The sequence below is a fragment of the Streptomyces sp. NBC_00829 genome (genome assembly GCF_045161795.1).
Lineage (GTDB): Bacteria > Actinomycetota > Actinomycetes > Streptomycetales > Streptomycetaceae > Streptomyces.
Genome location: NZ_CP108867.1, coordinates 4,950,137 through 4,969,152, shown reverse-complemented (window position 1 = coordinate 4,969,152; position 19,016 = coordinate 4,950,137). Strand labels below are relative to the sequence as shown.

The 19,016-nt window shown below is 71.2% G+C and carries 14 protein-coding genes; 7 read left to right on the top strand and 7 right to left on the bottom strand.

Features of this window, described 5'->3' with window-relative positions:
- Window positions 1-109: 109 nt before the first annotated feature.
- Window positions 110-538, bottom strand: coding sequence for a DUF3499 domain-containing protein (locus OG293_RS21885; protein WP_406000475.1), 429 nt, complete (start codon window positions 536-538; stop codon window positions 110-112).
- Window positions 539-813: 275 nt separating this feature from the next.
- Here OG293_RS21885 and OG293_RS21880 point away from each other — a divergent pair, with 275 nt between their 5' ends.
- Window positions 814-1,242, top strand: coding sequence for a metallopeptidase family protein (locus OG293_RS21880; protein WP_406003675.1), 429 nt, complete (start codon window positions 814-816; stop codon window positions 1,240-1,242).
- Window positions 1,243-1,447: 205 nt separating this feature from the next.
- Here the strand turns inward: OG293_RS21880 and OG293_RS21875 are convergent, their stop codons facing one another.
- The 3 genes from OG293_RS21875 to OG293_RS21865 all read right to left on the bottom strand — a co-directional run bounded on the left by OG293_RS21875 (window position 1,448) and on the right by OG293_RS21865 (window position 7,309).
- Entirely contained in the window at window positions 1,448-3,076 is a 1,629-nt protein-coding gene (locus OG293_RS21875) for a DUF5719 family protein (protein ID WP_406000474.1), read from the bottom strand.
- Entirely contained in the window at window positions 3,073-6,861 is a 3,789-nt protein-coding gene (locus OG293_RS21870; RefSeq protein ID WP_406000473.1) for a glycosyltransferase, read from the bottom strand. The genes OG293_RS21875 and OG293_RS21870 overlap by 4 nt, the downstream gene beginning before the upstream one ends.
- A gap of 184 nt (window positions 6,862-7,045) precedes the next feature.
- Window positions 7,046-7,309 (bottom strand): WhiB family transcriptional regulator, encoded by a 264-nt coding sequence (locus tag OG293_RS21865; protein ID WP_023541320.1) that lies wholly within the window; start codon window positions 7,307-7,309, stop codon window positions 7,046-7,048.
- 647 nt (window positions 7,310-7,956) lie between these two features.
- Between OG293_RS21865 and OG293_RS21860 the strand changes: the two genes are divergently transcribed.
- From OG293_RS21860 to OG293_RS21850, 3 genes are read left to right on the top strand one after another with little or no spacing between them, the layout of a single operon-like run.
- The gene (locus OG293_RS21860) at window positions 7,957-8,457 is read left to right on the top strand and encodes a cysteine dioxygenase (protein ID WP_406000472.1); all 501 of its coding nucleotides are present in this window, start codon (window positions 7,957-7,959) and stop codon (window positions 8,455-8,457) included.
- A 13-nt stretch (window positions 8,458-8,470) separates the two neighbouring features.
- A complete protein-coding gene (gene cofD, locus OG293_RS21855; RefSeq protein ID WP_406000471.1) occupies window positions 8,471-9,427 on the top strand; it encodes a 2-phospho-L-lactate transferase in 957 nt (318 codons plus the stop codon).
- The gene (locus OG293_RS21850; protein ID WP_406000470.1) at window positions 9,424-10,731 is read left to right on the top strand and encodes a coenzyme F420-0:L-glutamate ligase; all 1,308 of its coding nucleotides are present in this window, start codon (window positions 9,424-9,426) and stop codon (window positions 10,729-10,731) included. Before cofD ends, OG293_RS21850 begins: the two co-directional genes overlap by 4 nt.
- Before the next feature lie 38 nt (window positions 10,732-10,769).
- Here OG293_RS21850 and OG293_RS21845 read toward each other — a convergent pair whose 3' ends face one another.
- From OG293_RS21845 to OG293_RS21835, 3 genes are all read right to left on the bottom strand, one after another.
- Window positions 10,770-11,780, bottom strand: a complete 1,011-nt coding sequence (locus tag OG293_RS21845; RefSeq protein WP_406000469.1) for a DNA-3-methyladenine glycosylase family protein — start codon at window positions 11,778-11,780, stop codon at window positions 10,770-10,772.
- Between the two features lie 198 nt (window positions 11,781-11,978).
- Window positions 11,979-13,094, bottom strand: a complete 1,116-nt coding sequence (locus tag OG293_RS21840) for a sugar phosphate nucleotidyltransferase (protein WP_406000468.1) — start codon at window positions 13,092-13,094, stop codon at window positions 11,979-11,981.
- A gap of 51 nt (window positions 13,095-13,145) precedes the next feature.
- Window positions 13,146-14,459: a peptidoglycan recognition protein gene (locus tag OG293_RS21835; protein WP_406000467.1), complete on the bottom strand. Its 1,314-nt coding sequence runs from the start codon at window positions 14,457-14,459 to the stop codon at window positions 13,146-13,148.
- 128 nt (window positions 14,460-14,587) lie between these two features.
- Between OG293_RS21835 and OG293_RS21830 the strand changes: the two genes are divergently transcribed.
- The 3 genes from OG293_RS21830 (at window position 14,588) to OG293_RS21820 (ending at window position 18,988) form a co-directional block, all read left to right on the top strand.
- A complete protein-coding gene (locus tag OG293_RS21830) occupies window positions 14,588-15,340 on the top strand; it encodes a TIGR03089 family protein (protein ID WP_406000466.1) in 753 nt (250 codons plus the stop codon).
- 169 nt (window positions 15,341-15,509) lie between these two features.
- Window positions 15,510-17,015, top strand: a complete 1,506-nt coding sequence (locus OG293_RS21825) for an LCP family protein (RefSeq protein WP_406000465.1) — start codon at window positions 15,510-15,512, stop codon at window positions 17,013-17,015.
- 221 nt (window positions 17,016-17,236) lie between these two features.
- Complete coding sequence (locus OG293_RS21820; RefSeq protein ID WP_406000464.1) at window positions 17,237-18,988, top strand: LCP family protein; 1,752 nt, start codon at window positions 17,237-17,239, stop codon at window positions 18,986-18,988.
- Window positions 18,989-19,016 lie beyond the last annotated feature (28 nt).

The window sequence follows — 19,016 nt, the reverse complement described above, 5'->3', positions numbered from 1 at the left end:
TCCGGTCCGGTCCGGCCCTACGGTCGATCCGTCGCGGATACGCGGTCGGGTGCGAGGTCACAAGGGAGCGAGGCCACAAGGGAGCGAGGCCGGAGGGACAGGAAGGGGCTCAGGAGTCGGGGGAGCGCAGCACCCGCAGATGGCCGCGGCGCGCGACCTCCATCGGGTCCGCCGGCCGCCGGCCGCTCGGTCCGCCGGCCTCGGCCGTCCGCCCCTGAGGGCGCGCCGCCTCCCGGACGGCGTTGGCGAGCGCCTCAAGATCGTCACCACTGGGGCGGGACGGAGCGGAGCCGTCGGTGAGCCGCACGACCTCCCAGCCGCGCGGGGCGGTCAGGCGCTCACTGTGCTCGGCGCACAGGTCGTAACAGTGGGGCTCGGCATAGGTGGCGAGCGGGCCGAGGACCGCGGTCGAATCGGCATAGACGTACGTCAGTGTCGCGACGGCGGGGCGGCCGCACGCGGTGCGCGAACAGCGACGTACAGGGCTCACGACGTTGGACGGTACCGCACTCTTGAGCGGGCTGCGACGACTCTCCACCGGGTCACCCCACCGTGTCGTGCTGCCGCATCCGCCATAACGCCTCCCGGAGCAACTGGCCTGACCTGCGCGGGAGGAGAGGCGTGCGAGCGACGACCGCCGGTGATCCGGTCAAGACTTGGCGTAAAAGAGGTCAATCATGATGCGATCGGCGATCGCAGGAAGATAGGCAATCGGGCCCAAGCTCGGCTGGAATGTTCAACTAACGACAAGCTGTCGACCCGGCGCGCGCACGCGATCGTCTGCGCGCCCCGGAGGGCTACGCTGCGTCAGTGATGGACAGTCCCGTACCGCCCCGCCCGACCGAGCCACGGCCGCGCCGTCGCGACCGACACGGCCGCGGCATGCGCGGGCCGGTCGCCCCGCCCCAGGTGCCCCTGGCCGCGAGCCGCGCCGAGTCCTTCCGGGACCTGGTGCAGGACTCGGTGGAACGACTGGAACGACGCTGGCCGCAGCTGGCCGACGTGGATTTCCTCGTCCTGGACGTACCGGGCACGCCGGAGGAAACGGTGCCGCTGGGCAGCTCGGCGCCCGCGGAGAAGGGACAGCCGGCACGGATCGTGGTGTACCGGCGACCCGTCGAGATTCGGACAAAAAATCGTGACGAGCGGGCGCTGCTGGTGCACGAGGTGGTCGTGGAACAGGTGGCAGAGCTGCTCGGTCTGGCGCCGGAGTCGGTGGATCCGCGGTATGGGCAGGACTGACAGCAAGTGACCGACAGCAAGCAACCGGCGACTGACAGAGGTCGGAAATTGTCAGTCGTCTCTTGCTGACCGTCGGTCGCGATCCATTCGTCGTCGGCTGCCTGCTAGCGGACGTCACCTGACGGGGCTCGGCCGACGGACCTCACACGCCGGGCCGGGAAGCTTCGTCTCGCGCCGCACGCCGCCCCCAGCCCCGCCGCGCCACTCAGTCGTCGAGCACCGACAGATCCTGCTTGGCCTCCGGCACCGCCACCATCCCCCGGTCGTCCGGCATCGTCTGCACCGTGAACATCGGGATCCCGTCCCGCGGCAGCGCCAGGGTGCGCGACGCGTGCACCGGGCCGCCCGACACCGTCTCGACCGTGAGCACGTACGAGCCCTTCAGGCCGGCCGGCACCGGTGGGCCGGTGATCGCGAGCGTCGTGCCGGCCTTGACCGTGAACGTCTTGACGGCTGGGGTGCCGCCGCCCGTGCCCGCCGACGCCGTGACCTTGACCTGGGCCGTGGCGCCCGGGGCGGTCAGCGAGAGCGTCGAGCCCTTCGCGCGGTTGTCGGTGACGCTCGCCCGCTCGCCCACCGGCGCGGTCGCCGGGATGTAGGCGACCTCCTGCTTGTCGCCCTTGCCGCGTACGACCCGCAGCGCCGCCACCACCGGGGTCGGCCGGCCGCTCTGGGACGGGCTGAGGATCAGCGAACCGGCCTCGCCCTTGGTGACGTCCAGCAGGTCCATGCTCGCCGTCATCCCCGACTTCACGTGCAGCGTCTCGTGACCGGCGGGGGTGATCGTCCCTCCCGGGCCGGCGAGCTGCACCTTGAGGTCGGCGTCGTCCTCGCCGGGCGCGAAGGCCACCAGGCGTACCGACGTGGCGTCCGCCGGGATGCCGGGCAGCACCGCCGTGCCGGACGGGTCGGCCGAGGCGCTCAGCCAGTCGCTGCCCGCCCTCTCGTCGGCAGCCCGCACCACCGCTCCCACGCGGCCCGTACGCGTGGTGACATGGACCGTCAGGTCGGCGGCGGGGTCCGCGGTCAGCGTGGACAGCAGGACGGGGACGCTGGCTCCGGCCGGGACGGCGATGCCCTCGGTGAGCGTGGTCTTGAGCGCGCCGTCCTTGCCGTACAGCTCGATGTCGGCGACGGCCGGGGTGGCGTCGGGGTTGGTGAGGTGGACGTAGTCCTGCCGGTCCTTGGCCGTGGACGCGCCGGGGAACCAGAAGTCCGTGTCGGGGCCGGTGCAGCTGACACCGAGCAGGCCGCGCGCGGCGCCCGCGGTGACCGTCGTCGTCTGCTGGGCGGCCCAGCCGGGGGCGAGTCGGCCGGTGGCGGTGCCGACCAGCGCGGGCGCGTCGCCTCCGGCGGCCTTGGCGGCGACGGGCTTGCCCGGTTCCTTCAGCGCCAGCACGGGCTTGTCGGCCACCGGCTTCTTCGTGTTGGCGGGCTTCTTCGTGTCGGCAGGCTTCTTCGCCGCGCCGTCCTTCTTGGCGCCGCCCGCCTTCGTGGTGTCCTTCTTCGGCTCGGTTTCCGTGTCGGCCAGGGCGGCCGACGGCTTCAGTTCGGCCGAGCCCTCCTTGGCCGAGCCTTCCTTGGCCGGACTCCCGGAACCGCCCGTACCGCCCGGACCGGCCGTTCCCGCAGGCGTGAACGACGTGTAGTCGGTCTCCGCCACCTCCGAGCCGCTCGGTGCGGGACAGAGCAGGCTGGAGCGTTCCACGGGCAGCCGTGCCGGGGCCTTCGCTTCGGCCGCCGTGTCGCCGCCGGGTGTCATGAGCGCGGCGAAGCCGGTGACGGCGGCGAGTGCGGTAGCGGTCGCGAGCAGGGAGATGGTGGTGCGCTTCACTCTGACTCGCCTCGCGTCACGTTGCCGGGATTGCCGGGACTGCCGTTCGGTCCGGGGGGCTGGTCGTTCTCGCCGCCGTACAGGTAGGGGTCGTACTGCTGCCCCTCCTGGTAGTGCTGCCCCTCGCCGTAGGCCGTGGTCCCGTACTGGCCCTGGTACTGGTCCTTGTACTGGTTCTGGTACTGGTCCTGGTACTGATCGGGCGTGTGCGGCTGTTGCTGGTACTGGCCTTCGCCGTACACGCCGTTCTGGTGCTGGTCGCTGCCATAGGGCGCGGTGTATCCGGCGTCCGTGTAGGACTGCGCGTCCCACTCGCCGTACTGCTGCTGGGGCACCACGGCGTACGGCGCCTGGTCCTGAAGCGGCTGCTGATCGAACGGCTCCTGGTCGAACGACTGCCCCTGCTGCCGTTGCCGCTGTTGCCCCGCGAAGGCGTCCTGGTCCACGAGGAGTTGGGCGTACGGATCCGCGTATCCCCCTTCGCCTTCGGCCTCGTCGGGTGCGGACTCCGCGTCCGTGTCCGCCTCCGCCTCCGCCTGCGCGCGCAGCCTGCGCGCCCGGCGCCCTTCGCCCTCCACCGCCTGCGCGGGTACGGCGATCTCCTCCTGGGGCAGGTCGTCGTCGACCTCCCGCCGCCTGCCCGGCAGGGCGAGCACCAGCAGCACCAGCGCGAACGCGCTCTGCGCCCAGAGCCAGGCGGTATGGGTGGCGGGATCGTCATACGTGAGGTCGAGCCGGCCCCCCTCGGCGGGGAGCTCGAAGCCCTGGGCCCACCCGTCGACCACCGTCTTCTTCAAGACGCGGCCGTCGAGCGTGGCCTGCCAGCCGTCGTCCGCACGGTCGGCGATGCGCAGGACACGCCCCGACGCCCCGCCCGGGATCTTGGCATGGGCTTCGACGGCGTCGGACGCGACGGGCAGCGGGTCGCCCTTGCCGGTGACGATGGTGGCTCGCGCGACCTGGCGGTCCACGCTCCACAGTGCGCTGCCGTCGAGCTGGCTGAGCCGGTTCAGGCCGGGCGTGGCGTCGAGGACGCGGCTGGTCTGGCGGGGCGCTCCGTCGCGTACGAGGACGTAACGGATGGCGAAACCGCTGAGCTCACGGGTCTGGTCGGCGCCGGAGCCGGCGACGAGGCTGGCGACGATCTTGTCGAGGCGGGTGTCGCTGCCGGCCGCCTCGGTCAGTTCGGCGTCGCCGAGACGGCCACCGGAGCCGCGTACCAGGGTGTACGAGACCTTCGCGGCGGAGGCGCCGCCGAGGACGAGGGTGCGCGGCTGGTCGCGGGTGTCGCTCTCCTCGGCCACGAACGCGGGAACCTGGACGGGGTCGCGCCGCTCCAGCGGGCCCGCCGCGCCGGTGAACATCCAGCTGCTGGCGGCGAGGACGGGTGCGAGGCCGGCGGCGAGCGCGATCAGGGCGGCGGCGGGCTGGCGCCAGCCGAAGTTCTGGGCGGCGACGCGGGTGCGTCCGCCCTCGGCGCCCAGAACGGCGGCGGCGAGAAGGGCGATTCCGTAGACGAGGGTGGCGGGCCCCGCCCAGCCGGAGCCGTTGGCGAGGACCGCGAAGACCAGCGCGACAAGGGCGACGGCCCAGGAGGAGCGGATGGCGAACTGCCGTTCGCCGCGCAGCAGGGCCGCGAGGGCGGCGAGCACGATGCCGATGAGCAGGAAGCCGCCCGCGGCCTTCGGGCCGCCGGGGCTGATGCCGAGCAGGTCGAGCGCGGAGGCCGACCCGCTGCCGAACGCGAGTCCGGCCTCGCGCAGGAACCCCGACGGGCCGGTCAGCAGGGTGAGCGACCAGGGCGCGAGAACGACCAGCGGGGTACCGACGGCGGCGAGGAAGCGCAGTCCGTACGCCGTGATGTCGTCGCGGCGCAGGACGAGGACGCCGATGCCGAGGACGACCGCGATGGGCCAGACGATGGGCGTGAACGCCATGGCGAGGGTGAGGAGCAGGGCGTAGGCCCAGGTGGCTCGCCAGCTGCCGCGCGCGGTGCCGGTGGCGCGCAGGCCGTGGGCCGCGACGCCCGCCCGGGCGATGAGTGGCAGCAGGACCGCGAGTACGGCAGTGCCGAGGCGGCCGGTCGCGAGCGCTCCGGTCGCGGCGGGCAGGAAGGCGTACGCGATGCTCGCCCAGGCGCGCAGCAGCCGGGACTCGACGATGGGGCGCGAGGCGAAGTAGGCGGTGAGTCCGGCGAGCGGGACCGAGCAGACGAGCAGGACGGTGAGCGCGAGGCCGGTGGAGCCGAGGAACAGGGTGGACAGGGCCGCGAGCACCGCGAGGTAGGGGGGCGCTGTCTGGGTGCCACCACTGCCGAGGGGGTGCCAGTTGTCGGCGTAGCGGGACCAGAGGTCGGACACGTCGGAGGGGGCGGGCAGCAGGGCGCCGCCCGCGAGGGCTCCGCCGCCGAACAGGGCGCGGCAGGCGACGACCGAGACGAGGAGCAGTATGGCGAAGAGGACGGGGCCCGGCTTGCGGGCGATCTTCTTCAGACGTGCGAACTGCTCGATCTCCAGGAAGTCCGCGTCGTCCCCGCCGGGTCCCGACTCGACGGCGCCGTGGCGTGAGCCTCCGGAGTCGGCGTCGGAGCCGCCGCCGAAGTGGCCGGCGACCTGTTCGACGGTGGCCCGCACGGTCGCGCCGGGCGGCGGGAAGAGCGGACGCAGTTCGCCCGCTTCGACCGCGCCGCCTTCTCTGGCGCGCCTGCGGCGTCCGGCGATGATCCGCTCGGGCCGCAGCAGGGTGCCGAAGAGTCCCATGACTTCGTCGACGGCCTGGCCCGGCACCTTGCCGACGAGGTAGGCGAGTGTGCGCAGCAGGGTGCCGAGGACGATGCGCAGCAGAACGTAGGGGACGGCGATGCCGCGTGCGTTGGTCAGGAGGGTGTAGACGGCGCCGGCCTTGTCGACGCGGTGGGGGCTGGCGACGGAACGGCCGGCACAGTCGACGGTGCGGCGTTCGCGGGCTGCGGCCTCGGCGTGCCGCATGACGGCACCGGGGGCGACGAGGACGCGGTGGCCGGCGGCGTGGGCACGCCAGCAGAGGTCGACGTCGTCGCGCATCAGGGGCAGCCGACGGTCGAAGCCGCCGAGTTGTTCGAAGACGTCGCGGCGGACGAGCATGCCGGCGGAGGAGACGGACAGGACGGAGCGGATCTGGTCGTGCTGTCCCTGGTCCGTTTCGCGGCGGTCGAGTCCGGTCCAGCGGCGACCGCTGTTCGCGATGGAGACGCCCGCTTCGAGAAGCTGGTTGCGGTCGTACCAGCCGCGGAGTTTGGGGCCGATGACGGCGGCGTGTTCGTCGGAGTCGGCGACGCGCAGCAGTTCGGCGAGCGTGTCGGGTGCGGGCGCGCTGTCGTCGTGGAGCAGCCAGAGCCACTGGACCGGTTCCCCGTGGGGGAGTTCGGGCATGTCGTACGCGTCGTCGCGCCAGGTCCTGCTGGCCGGGTCCCAGCCGCTCGGCCGCTTCAGATAGGGCAGGTCGTCGGGGGTGAGGACGCCCGCGGTGCGGGCCGCTTCCTCGACGGCGGTGCCGAAGCCGGTGCGGCGTGCGAGGTGCAGTACGCGCTCGGCGCCGAGCGCTTCGGTGATCAGCCGCGCGGAGTCGTCGGCACTGCCGGTGTCGGCGGCGGCGATGTTCTGTACGGGACGCTCCTGGCCGAGGAGTCCGGCGAGGACGTCGGGGAGCCAGCGTGCGCCGTCGTGGGAGACGAGCACGGCGGTGACGACGTGCCGCGGGAACTCGGGCGGGTGCGCGGGTGCGAACGCGGCTTCGGTGGCGGACATTGAGGTACGGGCCCTCCGGCCGGGGGGTTCGCCCCGTAGGGGCGTTGGAGCGTCTCGGACGGGGCCCCACACTAACGGCTGGTACACGAACGGTCCGCCGACTGCGGTGACGATGCAGTCGGCGGACCGTTGATTACGTCCGTACTTGTGGTGTTTGGTCGGGCCTCGGGTATCACTGCGGCGTTCAGACGGCGGCCTTCTTGAGCCGGCGCCGTTCGCGCTCGGACAGTCCGCCCCAGATGCCGAAGCGCTCGTCGTTGGCGAGGGCGTACTCGAGGCATTCCGAGCGGACTTCGCAGGCGAGGCAGACCTTCTTTGCCTCGCGGGTGGATCCGCCCTTCTCGGGGAAGAAGGACTCGGGATCGGTCTGGGCGCACAACGCGCGCTCCTGCCAGCCGAGTTCCTCGTCCGCGTCCTCGACCAGCAGTTGTTCGAACAGCTCGGTCATGTGCGCCCCTCGTCTGTTTTTTTGCGTCCCCGTGATGCTGTCGTTGCCCTTTTCGGCCAAACGACACGAGTGAAATTACAAGTGCGTGGATCCGGGCCAGTCAAGCCGAGATCTGCTATTGGGCCCGGTATTCACTCTGCGGAACCAAGGCTATGCGGAAAGTGTTCAAATCATCAAAAACCTGACACATGCCAGCGGCCTGCCCCATGCCCCCCTCTCGCCGGAGGAGACGTCGAAAGGTTCGATCTTGTTGCGATCGAGCCATATAAGCGATCCGGATCACAGTCCGATCACGGGACCGCAACGGCGTTTGCGAGCGCGGTTGCTGCGCCATGTCTCCACGACCGCGGATGCACAAACCTTTCTCCGGCCGGAGCAACCGGATGAGGTGAAACAATGCCGCCAAATCGGGCATTGAGTTGACAAATAGAGACGGCACCCGCCACCTTTGATCCCATGCCAGTGACCTCAGCGCACTCCGCGACCCCGCTCCGTGGGTTCCGCAGCGCTGTCCAGGCGCGCTGTTGCTGTTCCAGCTGTTGATGCCGTAGCGCTCCAGCATCTCTTCGCATGTAGCTCAGATCACAGCCCGCATGTCTTTGCGTCCCCCTGCACTGCACGTTCTCTGCCGAGGAACCACCGCACCCATGAACAGCGACAGCGACCTCCAGATCGCCGGCGACATCCTCGCCGTACAGCACCTCCTCCAGCCTGCCCGGGAGCACCCGGCCACCGTCGCCGACTTCGTCGGCCTGGCCCGCTCCATCTCCGAGGACCGTGCGCAGTGGGCCCACCTCGTGCGGTACGACGCCACCACCCGCTGGTACCACCGGCTGCGCACGGGTCCCGGCTACGAGGTGTGGCTGCTCTCGTGGGTGCCGGGCCAGGGCAGCGGGCTGCACGACCACGGACTGTCCTCCGGCGTGCTGACCGTCCTCGACGGCGAGCTCACCGAGCGCACCGAGCAGACGTCCCGGCCCCTCGCCGCCGGAGCACAGCGGGTGTTCGCGCCCGGTTATGTGCACGAGGTGATCAATGACTCGCTCGAACCGGCCGTCTCCCTGCACGTCTACTACCCGGGTCTGACCGAGATGCCGATGCACACCGCTCAGTGCTCCCCGGCCGCCCAGGACGTCGTACCCGCCTGACAGACTGCTGTCCATGCGCATTGTGGTTCTGGCCGGCGGCATCGGCGGCGCCCGTTTCCTCCGCGGTCTGCAGCAGGCCGCGCCCGAAGCGGACGTCACGGTGATCGGCAACACCGGTGACGACATCCATCTGTTCGGACTGAAGGTCTGCCCCGACCTCGACACCGTGATGTACACCCTCGGCGGTGGCATCAACGAGGAGCAGGGCTGGGGGCGTACGGACGAGAGCTTCCGCGTCAAGGAGGAGCTCGCCGCCTACGGCGTGGGCCCCGAGTGGTTCGGCCTCGGCGACCGGGACTTCGCGACCCATATCGTCCGTACGCAGATGATCTCCGCGGGCTATCCGCTCAGCGCCGTCACCGAGGCGCTCTGCGCCCGCTGGAATCCCGGCGTGCGGCTGCTGCCGATGTCCGACGACCGCGTCGAGACCCATGTCGCCGTGGAGGTGGACGGCGAGAAGAAGGTCATCCACTTCCAGGAGTACTGGGTGAAGCTGCGGGCGTCCGTGCCCGCGGAGGCGGTCGTGCCCGTCGGCGCCGACCAGGCGAAGCCGGCACCGGGCGTCCTCGAGGCCATCGCCGCCGCCGACGTGATCCTCTTCCCGCCGTCCAACCCCGTCGTCAGTGTCGGCACCATCCTTGCCGTGCCCGGCATCCGCGAGGCCATCGCCGACGCCGGCGTCCCGGTCGTGGGCCTGTCCCCCATCGTCGGGGACGCGCCGGTGCGCGGGATGGCGGACAAGGTGCTGGCAGCGGTGGGCGTGGAGGCGACGGCCACGGCGGTCGCCCAGCACTACGGCTCCGGGCTGCTCGACGGCTGGCTGGTCGACACCGTCGACGCGGGCGCCGTGGCCGACGTCGAAGCGGCGGGGATCCGCTGCCGGGCCGTTCCGCTGCTGATGACGGACGTGGACGCGTCGGCCGAGATGGCACGCCAGGCCCTGGCACTGGCCGAGGAGGTACGGGCGTGAGCTCGCCCGCGGCGGCGCCCGGCTATCGCGTCTGGGCGCTCCCCGGTCTCGGCGAGGTCCGGACGGGCGACGACATCGCCAAACTGATCGCCGCCACGGAGCCGGGGCTGGCGGACGGCGACGTCCTCCTGGTCACGTCCAAGATCGTGAGCAAGGCGGAGGGACGGGTCGTCGCCGCCGACGACCGCGAGGCGGCCATCGACGCCGAGACGGTGCGGGTGGTGGCGCGGCGCGGCCCCCTTCGTATCGTCGAGAACCGGCAGGGCCTGATCATGGCCGCGGCCGGCGTCGACGCCTCGAACACCCCCGCCGGGACCGTGCTGCTGCTGCCCGTCGACCCCGACGCCTCGGCGCGGGCCATCCGTACGGGGCTGTGGGAGACGCTGGGCGTGGACGTCGGAGTGATCGTCACCGACACCTTCGGGCGGCCGTGGCGCCAGGGGCTGACCGATGTCGCGATCGGCGCGGACGGCGTGCGGGTGCTGGACGACCTGCGGGGCGGGACCGACGCACACGGCAACGCGCTGAGCGCGACCGTCGTCGCGACCGCGGACGAGCTCGCCGCGGCGGGCGACCTGGTCAAGGGAAAGGCGCACGGGCTGCCGGTCGCGGTGGTGCGCGGACTGCCGCATCTGGTGTCCGACGGCGAGGGCGCGCGGGCGATGGTGCGCAGCGCGGCCGACGACATGTTCCGGCTGGGGACGTCCGAAGCGGTACGGGAGGCGGTCGCCCAGCGGCGCACCGTCCGGGAGTTTACCGACGAGCCGGTCGATCCGGGAGCGGTGCGGCGGGCGGTCGCTGCTGCCGTCACGGCGCCGGCACCGCATCACACGACGCCGTGGCGGTTCGTCCTGCTGGAGTCGGAAGCGGCGCGGACCGGGCTGCTGGATGCCATGCGGGACGCGTGGATCGCTGATCTGCGGCGCGACGGCAAGAGCGAGGAGTCCATCGCCCAGCGGGTCCGGCGCGGGGATGTGCTGCGCAAGGCGCCGTATCTGGTGGTGCCGTGCCTGGTCATGGACGGCTCGCACGACTACGGCGACGCCCGGCGCGACAGTGCCGAGCGCGAGATGTTCGTGGTCGCGGCGGGCGCGGGCGTGCAGAACTTCCTGGTGGCGCTGGCGGGCGAGCGGCTCGGCTCGGCGTGGGTGTCGTCGACGATGTTCTGCCGCGAGGTCGTACGGGACGTACTGGGGCTGCCCGCCGGATGGGACCCGATGGGCGCGGTGGCGGTCGGGCACGCGGCGGCGCCGCCGAAGGAGCGTCCGGTGCGGGAGGCATCCGCGTTCATCGAGGTCCGCTGAGCGCCCGGAACACCCCATCCCGCATCCGGGCTCGCGGATCAGAGCCTGCCGATGTCACCGCGGGGCATCTTCGGGGTGCGGCGCGACGGCGTCCGGCCGCTCAGCAGGATGAGCCGGGCGGCGCGGTGGCGCTGGCCCGCGTAAGGGGCCAGCAGTTCGAGCATCGCCTCGTCGTCGGCGTTGCGGTCGCCCGCGAGCGCGTAGCCGACGATGCCCGGCAGGTGGAGGTCTCCGACGGTCACCGCGTCGGGTGCGCCGTTGCTGCGCTGGATGGTCTCGGCAGAGGTCCAGGGCCCGATGCCGGGGATCAGCTCCAGCCGCTCCTGGGCCTGTCGCGGCTCCATATCCGCCGCCTCCTCCATCCGGCGGGCGACGCGGACGGCGCGCAGGATCGTCGAGGCACGTTTGTTGTCGACACCTGCGCGATGCCATTCCCAGGACGGGATCAGCGCCCAGGTGCGGGGCTCGGGCATGACATGCATCCGGTCGTTCGGGCCGGGGGCGGACTCGCCGTACTTCCGTACGAGCAGCCGCCAGGCGCGGTACGCCTCGTCCGTGGTGACCTTCTGCTCCAGGATCGAGGGGATCAGCGACTCGAGTACGAGCGAGGTCCGCGTCAGCCGCAAGCCGGGGCGGCGGTGCTGGGACGCGGCGACGAGACGGTGGCGCGGGGTGAAGGCGGCGGGGTCGTCGCTCTCGCCGAGCAGAGCGGGCAACTGCTCCAGCAGCCAGTCCCCGCCGGGGCCCCATGCCTCGGCCTCGGCCGCGCCGCCGCGCAGCGCGACCCTGAGCGTGCCCGGCCCGGCGGGTGTCCGGCACGCGCGCCAGACGGAGCCGTCGGGGGTCGTCCGGAAGGTCGGGTCGGCGGGGCCGCGGCGCAGCGGACCGAGGACGAGCCCGAGGTCGAGCGGGCCGGGGGGTGTCCAGCGGCGGGTGCGGGCGGCGGTGGACTGGCGCGGGACGGTGACGGCGGGCACGGGGGTGTGGCCGCCACGCACGGTGGTGCGGGTGGGGCGGGTGGGTGGGTTGGGTGGGAAGCGGCCTGCCACGGTGTATGAGGGTACGGGTCCGGGGCGCCCGAAGCGGGCTGTGCCCCCGCCCCTTCCCCGTCACCAGGCTCCCCTCCCGGTGACCAGGGCTCCGCTCCCGCACCCCGCGCCTCAGACGCCGGCGGGGCCGGGTGGACCGCCGCGCGGCCAGGTCGGTACTCCGGCGGGCCGAAGGTTCCGGTCGAGCCGGGTACGGGCCTACTGGTCCGAGGAGAAGCGGACGGATGACGCCGGGAGCACCGCACCGCACCAGACCCTCGCGCCGTCGCGGAGTTCGTTGTCGGCGCCCACCACCGCACCGTCGCCGATCACCACGCCCGACAGGACCGTGCGGGCACCGATCCTCGCGCCAGCGCCGATCAGCGACGAGGAGATCACCGCGCCCTCCTCCACGACCGCGCCTTCAAGGAGAGCGCTCCCGTCCACGCGGGCGCCCGCGGCGACGATCGCGTCCGCGCCGACGACCGTGCCGCCGGTCAGCTTCGCGTCCGCGGCCACCGAGGCCGACGGCAGGACGAGACGGTCGCCGCAGCGGCCCGGGACCGCCGGGGAAGGAGCACGGCCCAGGACCAGGTCGGCCGAGCCTCGGACGAAGGCCTGGGGCGTGCCGAGGTCCAGCCAGTACGTGGAGTCGACCATGCCCTGCAGATGCGCGCCGGACGACAGCAGGTCGGGGAACGTCTCCCGTTCGACCGAGACCGGCCGGCCCGTCGGGATGGTGTCGATGACCGAGCGGCGGAAGACGTACGCCCCCGCGTTGATCTGGTCGGTGACGATCTCCTCGGGCGTCTGGGGCTTCTCCAGGAACGCCCGCACCCGTCCGGTCGCGTCCGTCGGGACCAGACCGAAGGCCCGCGGGTCCTCCACACACGTCAGATGGAGCGAGACGTCCGCGCCCGACGACTGGTGCGTGGCCACGAGAGCCTCGATGTCCAGTCCCGTCAGGATGTCTCCGTTGAAGATCAGCACCGGATCCTCGGGGCCCGACCGCAGCCGCGACGCCACGTTGCGGATCGCGCCACCCGTGCCGAGCGGCTCCTCCTCGGTGACGTACTCCAGGTGGAGACCGAGAGCGGAGCCGTCGCCGAAGTACGGCTCGAACACCTCCGCCAGGTACGACGTCGCCAGCACGATGTGGTCGACGCCGGCCGCCTTCGCCCGCGCCAGCTGGTGCGTGAGGAACGGGACGCCCGCCGCCGGAACCATCGGCTTGGGGGTGTTGACGGTGAGCGGACGCAGCCGGGTGCCCTTGCCGCCGACCAGGAGGATCGCTTCTGTCACCTTGTCGTCTCTGCTTCCTGCTGGGGCCGGCATGGTCACTCGTTTCGAGACCGGCAGTGTATGCAGTGGGTCGGTGGCTTCCCGTCAGCCACGGCCCTGGTACTTGGCCGAGGCGCTGCGGGCGGTGCCGAGCTTGCTGTAGAGGCGGCTTCCCGGGCACTCGGTGATGAACCCGTCCCGGTGACCGGAGATGACGTTGAAGGTGACCTTCCTGCCCTTCTTGTACTTCCCGCTGCCTCCTGACTTCAGCACCACCTTGCCGCGCGGGTTGGCGCCGAACAGTCCGAGCTTCCAGGCCGTCAGCTTCGCGATGGCGGTCACCGCGGCCGGGGCGGGAGTTGAGCGACTGTACGTACCGAGCACGGCGATGCCCATGCTGTTGGTGTTGAAACCCAGGGTGTGCGCGCCGAGGACCGCCTTGGCGACTCCACCCGCACGTCCTTCGTAGATGTTTCCGCACTTGTCGACGGCGAAGTTGTAGCCGATGTCGCGCCATCCGCTGCTCACTACGTGGTAGCGGTAGATACCGCGCAGGACGGAGGGTGCCTGCTTGCAGGTGTAACTGTTTCCGGTGACGCTGTGGTGCACGAAGGCCGCCTTCACGGACTTGGTGTAGACGAAGCCCCTCTCGCGCAGCGACTCGCTGGCACCCCACCCCTTGCGGGTGATGATGCGCGGACGTGGCCCGATGTACGGCTTCGCAGCCGCCATGAGCCCCAGCGCCGCCGTACGCGACACACCCGCCTGGGCCTCGGTCTCCGCCAGGGAGAGGGCCGGGAGTACGTCCTCTTTCCCCGACGCGTACGTCACCGCCCGGCTGCTGCCCGATGCGGGCTCGGGCTCCTGGCCCGGGTCCACGAGTTCGAGGCGCAACCCCTTGGGCAGCGGAGCCGGTTCGGCTGCCTCCCCCTCGTCCACCCTCTCCGCCGTCTCCGCCGTCTCCGCCCGGACGCGTACCTCCACTCCGTCCGAGCTGCCCACCCACAGCGGGACCGTCGACCCGCGCACCCGGTCCGAGCCGCCCTCCGCCGTGCCCGGGTCCGCCCCGTGCTCCTCGTTGTGCGTCTCGATGTCCTGCCAGCCCGACCACCGGCCGGAGCCGGCCGCCCTGGTGCGCACCTGGACCGTGCCGTGCAGTTCGGCGTGCACGTCGTCCCAGACGACACCGACGAGCGAGAAGGGTCTGACCTCACGCCGGGTCAATCCTTGTTCCGCCGCCGGGCTGAAGGACCGGTTCGTGGTCTTCCCCCCGATCGCCGCGAGCCGCAGCGACTGGGTCGAACCGGGCAGGTCAGGCGCCGGGGGCACTGCGGCGACCGCTCCCGAGGGCAGCGAGAGCGGAAGCACCAGCGCGGCTGAGCACGCGACGCCGATCGAAGAAGCAAGGAATCCACGCATACGAAAATGCTGGGTGGGAGCCACCGACTCCGCTCCCCGGGAAACCGGCGGCGCGCATCGGTCCGACCGGTGGACCCCTTCACCGGTACGGCGGCCGGTCACCCCGCCCGCCGCGTACCCTTGCGCGGGTGAACGCCAGCGACCGTACCCCTGCCGACCTGCTGCGATCCGCGCTCGCCGCGGACCCGGCGCGCCCCTTGGTCACTTTCTACGACGACGCCACCGGTGAGCGCGTCGAATTGTCCGTCGCCACCTTCGCCAATTGGGTGGCCAAGACGGCAAATCTGCTCCAGGGCGATCTGGCCGCCGCGCCCGGCGACCGGCTCGCGCTGCTGCTCCCGGCGCACTGGCAGAGCGCGGTCTGGCTGCTGGCCTGCTCCTCCGTCGGCGTGTGCGTCGAGGCCGGCGGAGATCCGGCCGGTGCGGACCTGGTGGTGAGCGGGCCGGACACCCTGGAGGAGGCGCGCGCCTGCACCGGCGAGCGGGTGGCGCTCGCGCTGCGCCCGCTGGGCGGACGATTCCCCCAGCCGCCCGTGGGCTTCGCCGACTACGCGGTGGAGGTGCCGGGACAGGGCGACCGCTTCGCGCCGTACGCGCCGGTGGATCCCGACGCGCCCGCGCTGGTCGTCGGCGGCCGGGAGCTGAGCGGCGCCGGCCTGGTGGAACAGGCCCGCGCGGACGCGGCCGAGCTGGGCCTGGCGCCGGGTTCGCGACTGTTGACGGGACACTCGTACGCCACCTGGGAAGGGCTCTCCGCCGGGCTGTTCGCGCCGCTCGCGGCCGGCGGGTCGGTGGTGCTGTGCAGGAACCTCGGCGAGTTGTCCCCGGAGAACCTCCACAAGCGGGTCACGGACGAGCGCGTCACCAACACCGCTGTGTGACCCCTGTGAAGTCCACCCGTGTGGCGCACACCCGGGCCGAGCCCCCGGGCTCCGGGGTCAACTCCGGTGGATGATCGGCGATACGCGTGTTTCAACACACAACCAAGCGTGAGGTCCAGCCGTCTAGTCCTGCGATCGGCGACCCAGCGCGCCGCCGACGCCATGAAGGATGGACGCAGACGTGACGGACAGTGCTGGCACGCCCGCCGGGCCGGACGACCGGGCCGAGGACCAGCCGGTGAAGAGCGGAACGCCGAGGGACGGCTTGCCGGAGGACGGTACGACGGGAGGCGGGACCGCGGGAGACAGCGCGGCAGGGGACATCGAGCCCGGACCGGCCGCCAAAGAGCCGGGCGCCGACGCGGACCCGGGGGCAGGCTCGGACCCGGGCGCCGACGCGGATGACGGGTCCGGCGCGGGCGCGGCCTCGAAGGCCGGATCGGGCACAGGCCCGACCGCCGAGTCCGGTACGCCCGACGACCCCGAGGCCGAGGCCGACCCCGACCCGGAGGCCGAGGCCGACCCGGAGGCCGAGGCTGAGGCCGACCCCGCCGCCGAAGCCCCCAAGCGCAAGCACCACTGGCTCCGTTGGGCGGCCCTCGGCACCTCCCTCGTTCTGCTCGCCTCCGCCGCGGTCGGCTGGTGGTTCTACCGCAAGCTCGACGCCAACATCACCACCGACACGACCGCGGCCGCCGAGTTGGAGACGTACGAGAAGGAACGTCCCAAGCAGGTCGTACTCGACGCCCAGAACATCCTTCTCCTCGGCTCCGACAGCCGCTCCGGCAAGGGCAACAGCAAGTACGGACGCGACGGCGGCAGCCAGCGCTCCGACACCGCGATCCTGCTGCACATCGCGGCGGACCGGCGGAGCGCGACGGCGATGTCCGTCCCGCGCGACCTGATGGTCGACATCCCGAGCTGCCGCCAGCCGGACGGCACCCGCACGAGGGAGCAGTTCGCCCAGTTCAACTGGGCGTTCGAGTTCGGCGGCGCGGGCTGCACCATCCGTACCGTCGAAGGCTTCACCGGCGTCCGGATCGATCACCACATGGTGGTGGACTTCAGCGGCTTCAAGGGCATGGTCGACGCGGTGCACGGTGTCGAGGTCTGCCTCAAGGAGCCGATCAACGACACCGACGCCCACCTCAAGCTGAAGGCCGGCAAGCAGACGCTGCACGGCGAGCAGGCTCTCGGGTACGTACGGGCCCGCAAGTCCATCGGCAACGGCAGCGACACCGAACGCATAGAGCGTCAGCAGCAGTTCCTCGGCGCGCTGGTCAAGAAGGTGCAGAGCAACGGCGTACTGCTCAATCCGACGCGGCTCTACCCCGTGCTGGACGCGGCCACCAAGTCGCTGACCACGGACCCGGGCCTCGACTCGCTGAGGGACCTGTACGATCTGACCCGCTCAATCCGCCATGTACCGACTGAAAAGGTGCAATTTCTAACGGTGCCCCGGCAGCCGTACAGCGCGGACCCGAATCGCGACGAGCTGGTTCAGCCGGACGCGAACCAACTCTTCAAGCGGCTGCGCGAGGACAAGCCCGTCTCGGTCGCCCCCGAAAAGGGGGGCGTACCGAAGGACAAGAAGCCGTCCGACGGCGACTCCGCGAGCCCGACTCCGGCGCCGACGTTCACCGGCACGAACGCCGCCGCGGGCATGTGCGAGTAAAGGGAGGGCCAAGCAGAAGTCGACAGTCCATGAAGAATGCGCGGAATGCCCGGTTGTAAGGGGCGTGGAATTTGTCACGGACGTCGCTCATCGTTGAAGTTGGCGGATAGTGTGACGCGATCCGGGGCTTACGACCTTGGGTCGCGCACTACTGCATCGAAAGACCGAGCGCCCTTCGGGGGAGGCGCCTCGCGTGGCACCGACGGAGGACTCAAGCAACCGTGGATGCGCAAAGCCGTGGGCGGGCGGACGAGATCGACCCCGCCGACCAGTGGGTACTCAACCCGCAGACCGGCAATTACGAACTGCGACTGGATCGATCCGCACCGCAGTCGTCCCCGTCGAGAGGTGCCGGTCCGCGAACACCTGCCCCCAGAGGTCCGCAGGGCCGGCGGGCCGCGGCTCCCGGCCGCCAGGGCGCTGCCCCCGGCCGGGCGGGCACTGCCCCTGGCCGAGAGGTGCCGGGTCAGCGCTCGCGCCGTGCCGGTAACGCCTCCGGGGGTACCAATCCCCCCACGGCGGGCCGCCGCAAGCGCAAGCAGCCCAAGTCGCGCAAGAAGAAGGCGCTTCTGTGGACGGGCGGCGTGATGGCCTTCGTCCTGGTCGCCGGCTCGGCCGCCGCGTACGCCATCTACCGGCACTTCGACTCGAACCTGAACACGGTCGACGTCGCGGGCGCGGGCACCGGCGGCTTCAAGAAGGACCAGGCCGTCAACATCCTGCTCATCGGCACGGACAAGCGCTCCGGCGCGGGCAACGCGGGCTACGGCGACAAGAACAGCGTCGGGCACGCCGACACCACGATCCTCTTCCATGTCTCCAAGGACCGGACGAACGCGACCGCGCTGTCCATCCCTCGTGACCTCATCACCGACATCCCGGACTGCGAGACCAAGACGCCCGAGGGCAACAAGGTCATAGGCGGCACGAACAGGACCCGGTTCAACGAAAGCCTCGGCCAGTCGGGCCGCAACCCGGGCTGCACCATGCAGACGGTCACCAAGATCACGGGGATCAAGATCGATCACTTCATGATGGCCGACTTCAACGCGGTGAAGTCGATGACCACGGCGGTCGGCGGTGTCGAGGTCTGCCTCGCGAAGGACATCAACGACAAGGACTCGAAACTGAACCTCCCCGCCGGAAAACACGTCATCGAGGGTGAGCAGGCGCTTGCGTTCGTGCGTACGCGCCACTCGGTGGGCTTCGGCGGCGACCTCAGCCGGATCGAGATCCAGCAGCAGTTCCTGAGTTCGCTGATCCGGAAGATGAAGTCGAGCGACACCCTCTCCAGCCCCCCCAAGCTGTGGGACCTGGCCGAGGCAGCCACCAAGGCGCTCACCGTCGACACCGGAATAGGGAAGATCACGAGGCTCCGCGATCTCGGCTTGGAGCTGTCGAAGGTGGATCCGAAGAACATCACCTTCGCGACCCTGCCGGTGGTCGACAACACGGACAAGGCGACGGTGCTGCTCAACGAGAGCAAGGCCAAGCCGCTGTTCTCGATGATCCAGAACGACACCTCACTCACCGAGGTGAAGCAGAAGGAGCAGGACGCGAAGAACCAGCAGCAGGCTCTGCTCAAGGGGCCGAGGGCGGAAGCGTCCCAGGTGCGTGTCGCCGTCTTCAACGGCAGCGCCACCCAGGGGGCCGCGCTGACGACCCTGACCTGGCTGCAGAACGAGAAGGGCGTACTGAAGTCGAGCAATGAGGGCAACGCACCGCAGAAGCTCGCCACGACGACGCTGACGTACGCGCCCAACCAGGCCGATCAGGCCCGCAAGCTCGCGGACCTGATGGGACTGCCTGCGACGGCGTTGAAGCAGGGGACCAAGAACGCCGTGGGACGTGAGCCGATGACTCTCACCCTCGGCGCCGACTTCAAGGGCGCAGGGGTGCCCATCACCGGTCCGGCCAAGGCGCCGGAGGGTGTGCAGAAGGTCGAAGCGGACAAACAGGTGTGCGCCAAGTGACCCCGTAGTACCGGGTCATGCGGTGCGC

Bases quoted from the DNA above. Each gene is read 5' to 3' on its own strand.
- OG293_RS21880 (WP_406003675.1), top strand. From the start codon at position 814: ATGGACAGTCCCGTACCGCCCCGCCCGACCGAGCCACGGCCGCGCCGT.
- OG293_RS21870 (WP_406000473.1), bottom strand. From the start codon at position 6,861: ATGTCCGCCACCGAAGCCGCGTTCGCACCCGCGCACCCGCCCGAGTTC.
- OG293_RS21865 (WP_023541320.1), bottom strand. From the start codon at position 7,309: ATGACCGAGCTGTTCGAACAACTGCTGGTCGAGGACGCGGACGAGGAA.
- OG293_RS21860 (WP_406000472.1), top strand. From the start codon at position 7,957: ATGAACAGCGACAGCGACCTCCAGATCGCCGGCGACATCCTCGCCGTA.
- cofD (WP_406000471.1), top strand. From the start codon at position 8,471: ATGCGCATTGTGGTTCTGGCCGGCGGCATCGGCGGCGCCCGTTTCCTC.
- OG293_RS21840 (WP_406000468.1), bottom strand. From the start codon at position 13,094: ATGCCGGCCCCAGCAGGAAGCAGAGACGACAAGGTGACAGAAGCGATC.
- OG293_RS21835 (WP_406000467.1), bottom strand. From the start codon at position 14,459: ATGCGTGGATTCCTTGCTTCTTCGATCGGCGTCGCGTGCTCAGCCGCG.
- OG293_RS21825 (WP_406000465.1), top strand. From the start codon at position 15,510: ATGGACGCAGACGTGACGGACAGTGCTGGCACGCCCGCCGGGCCGGAC.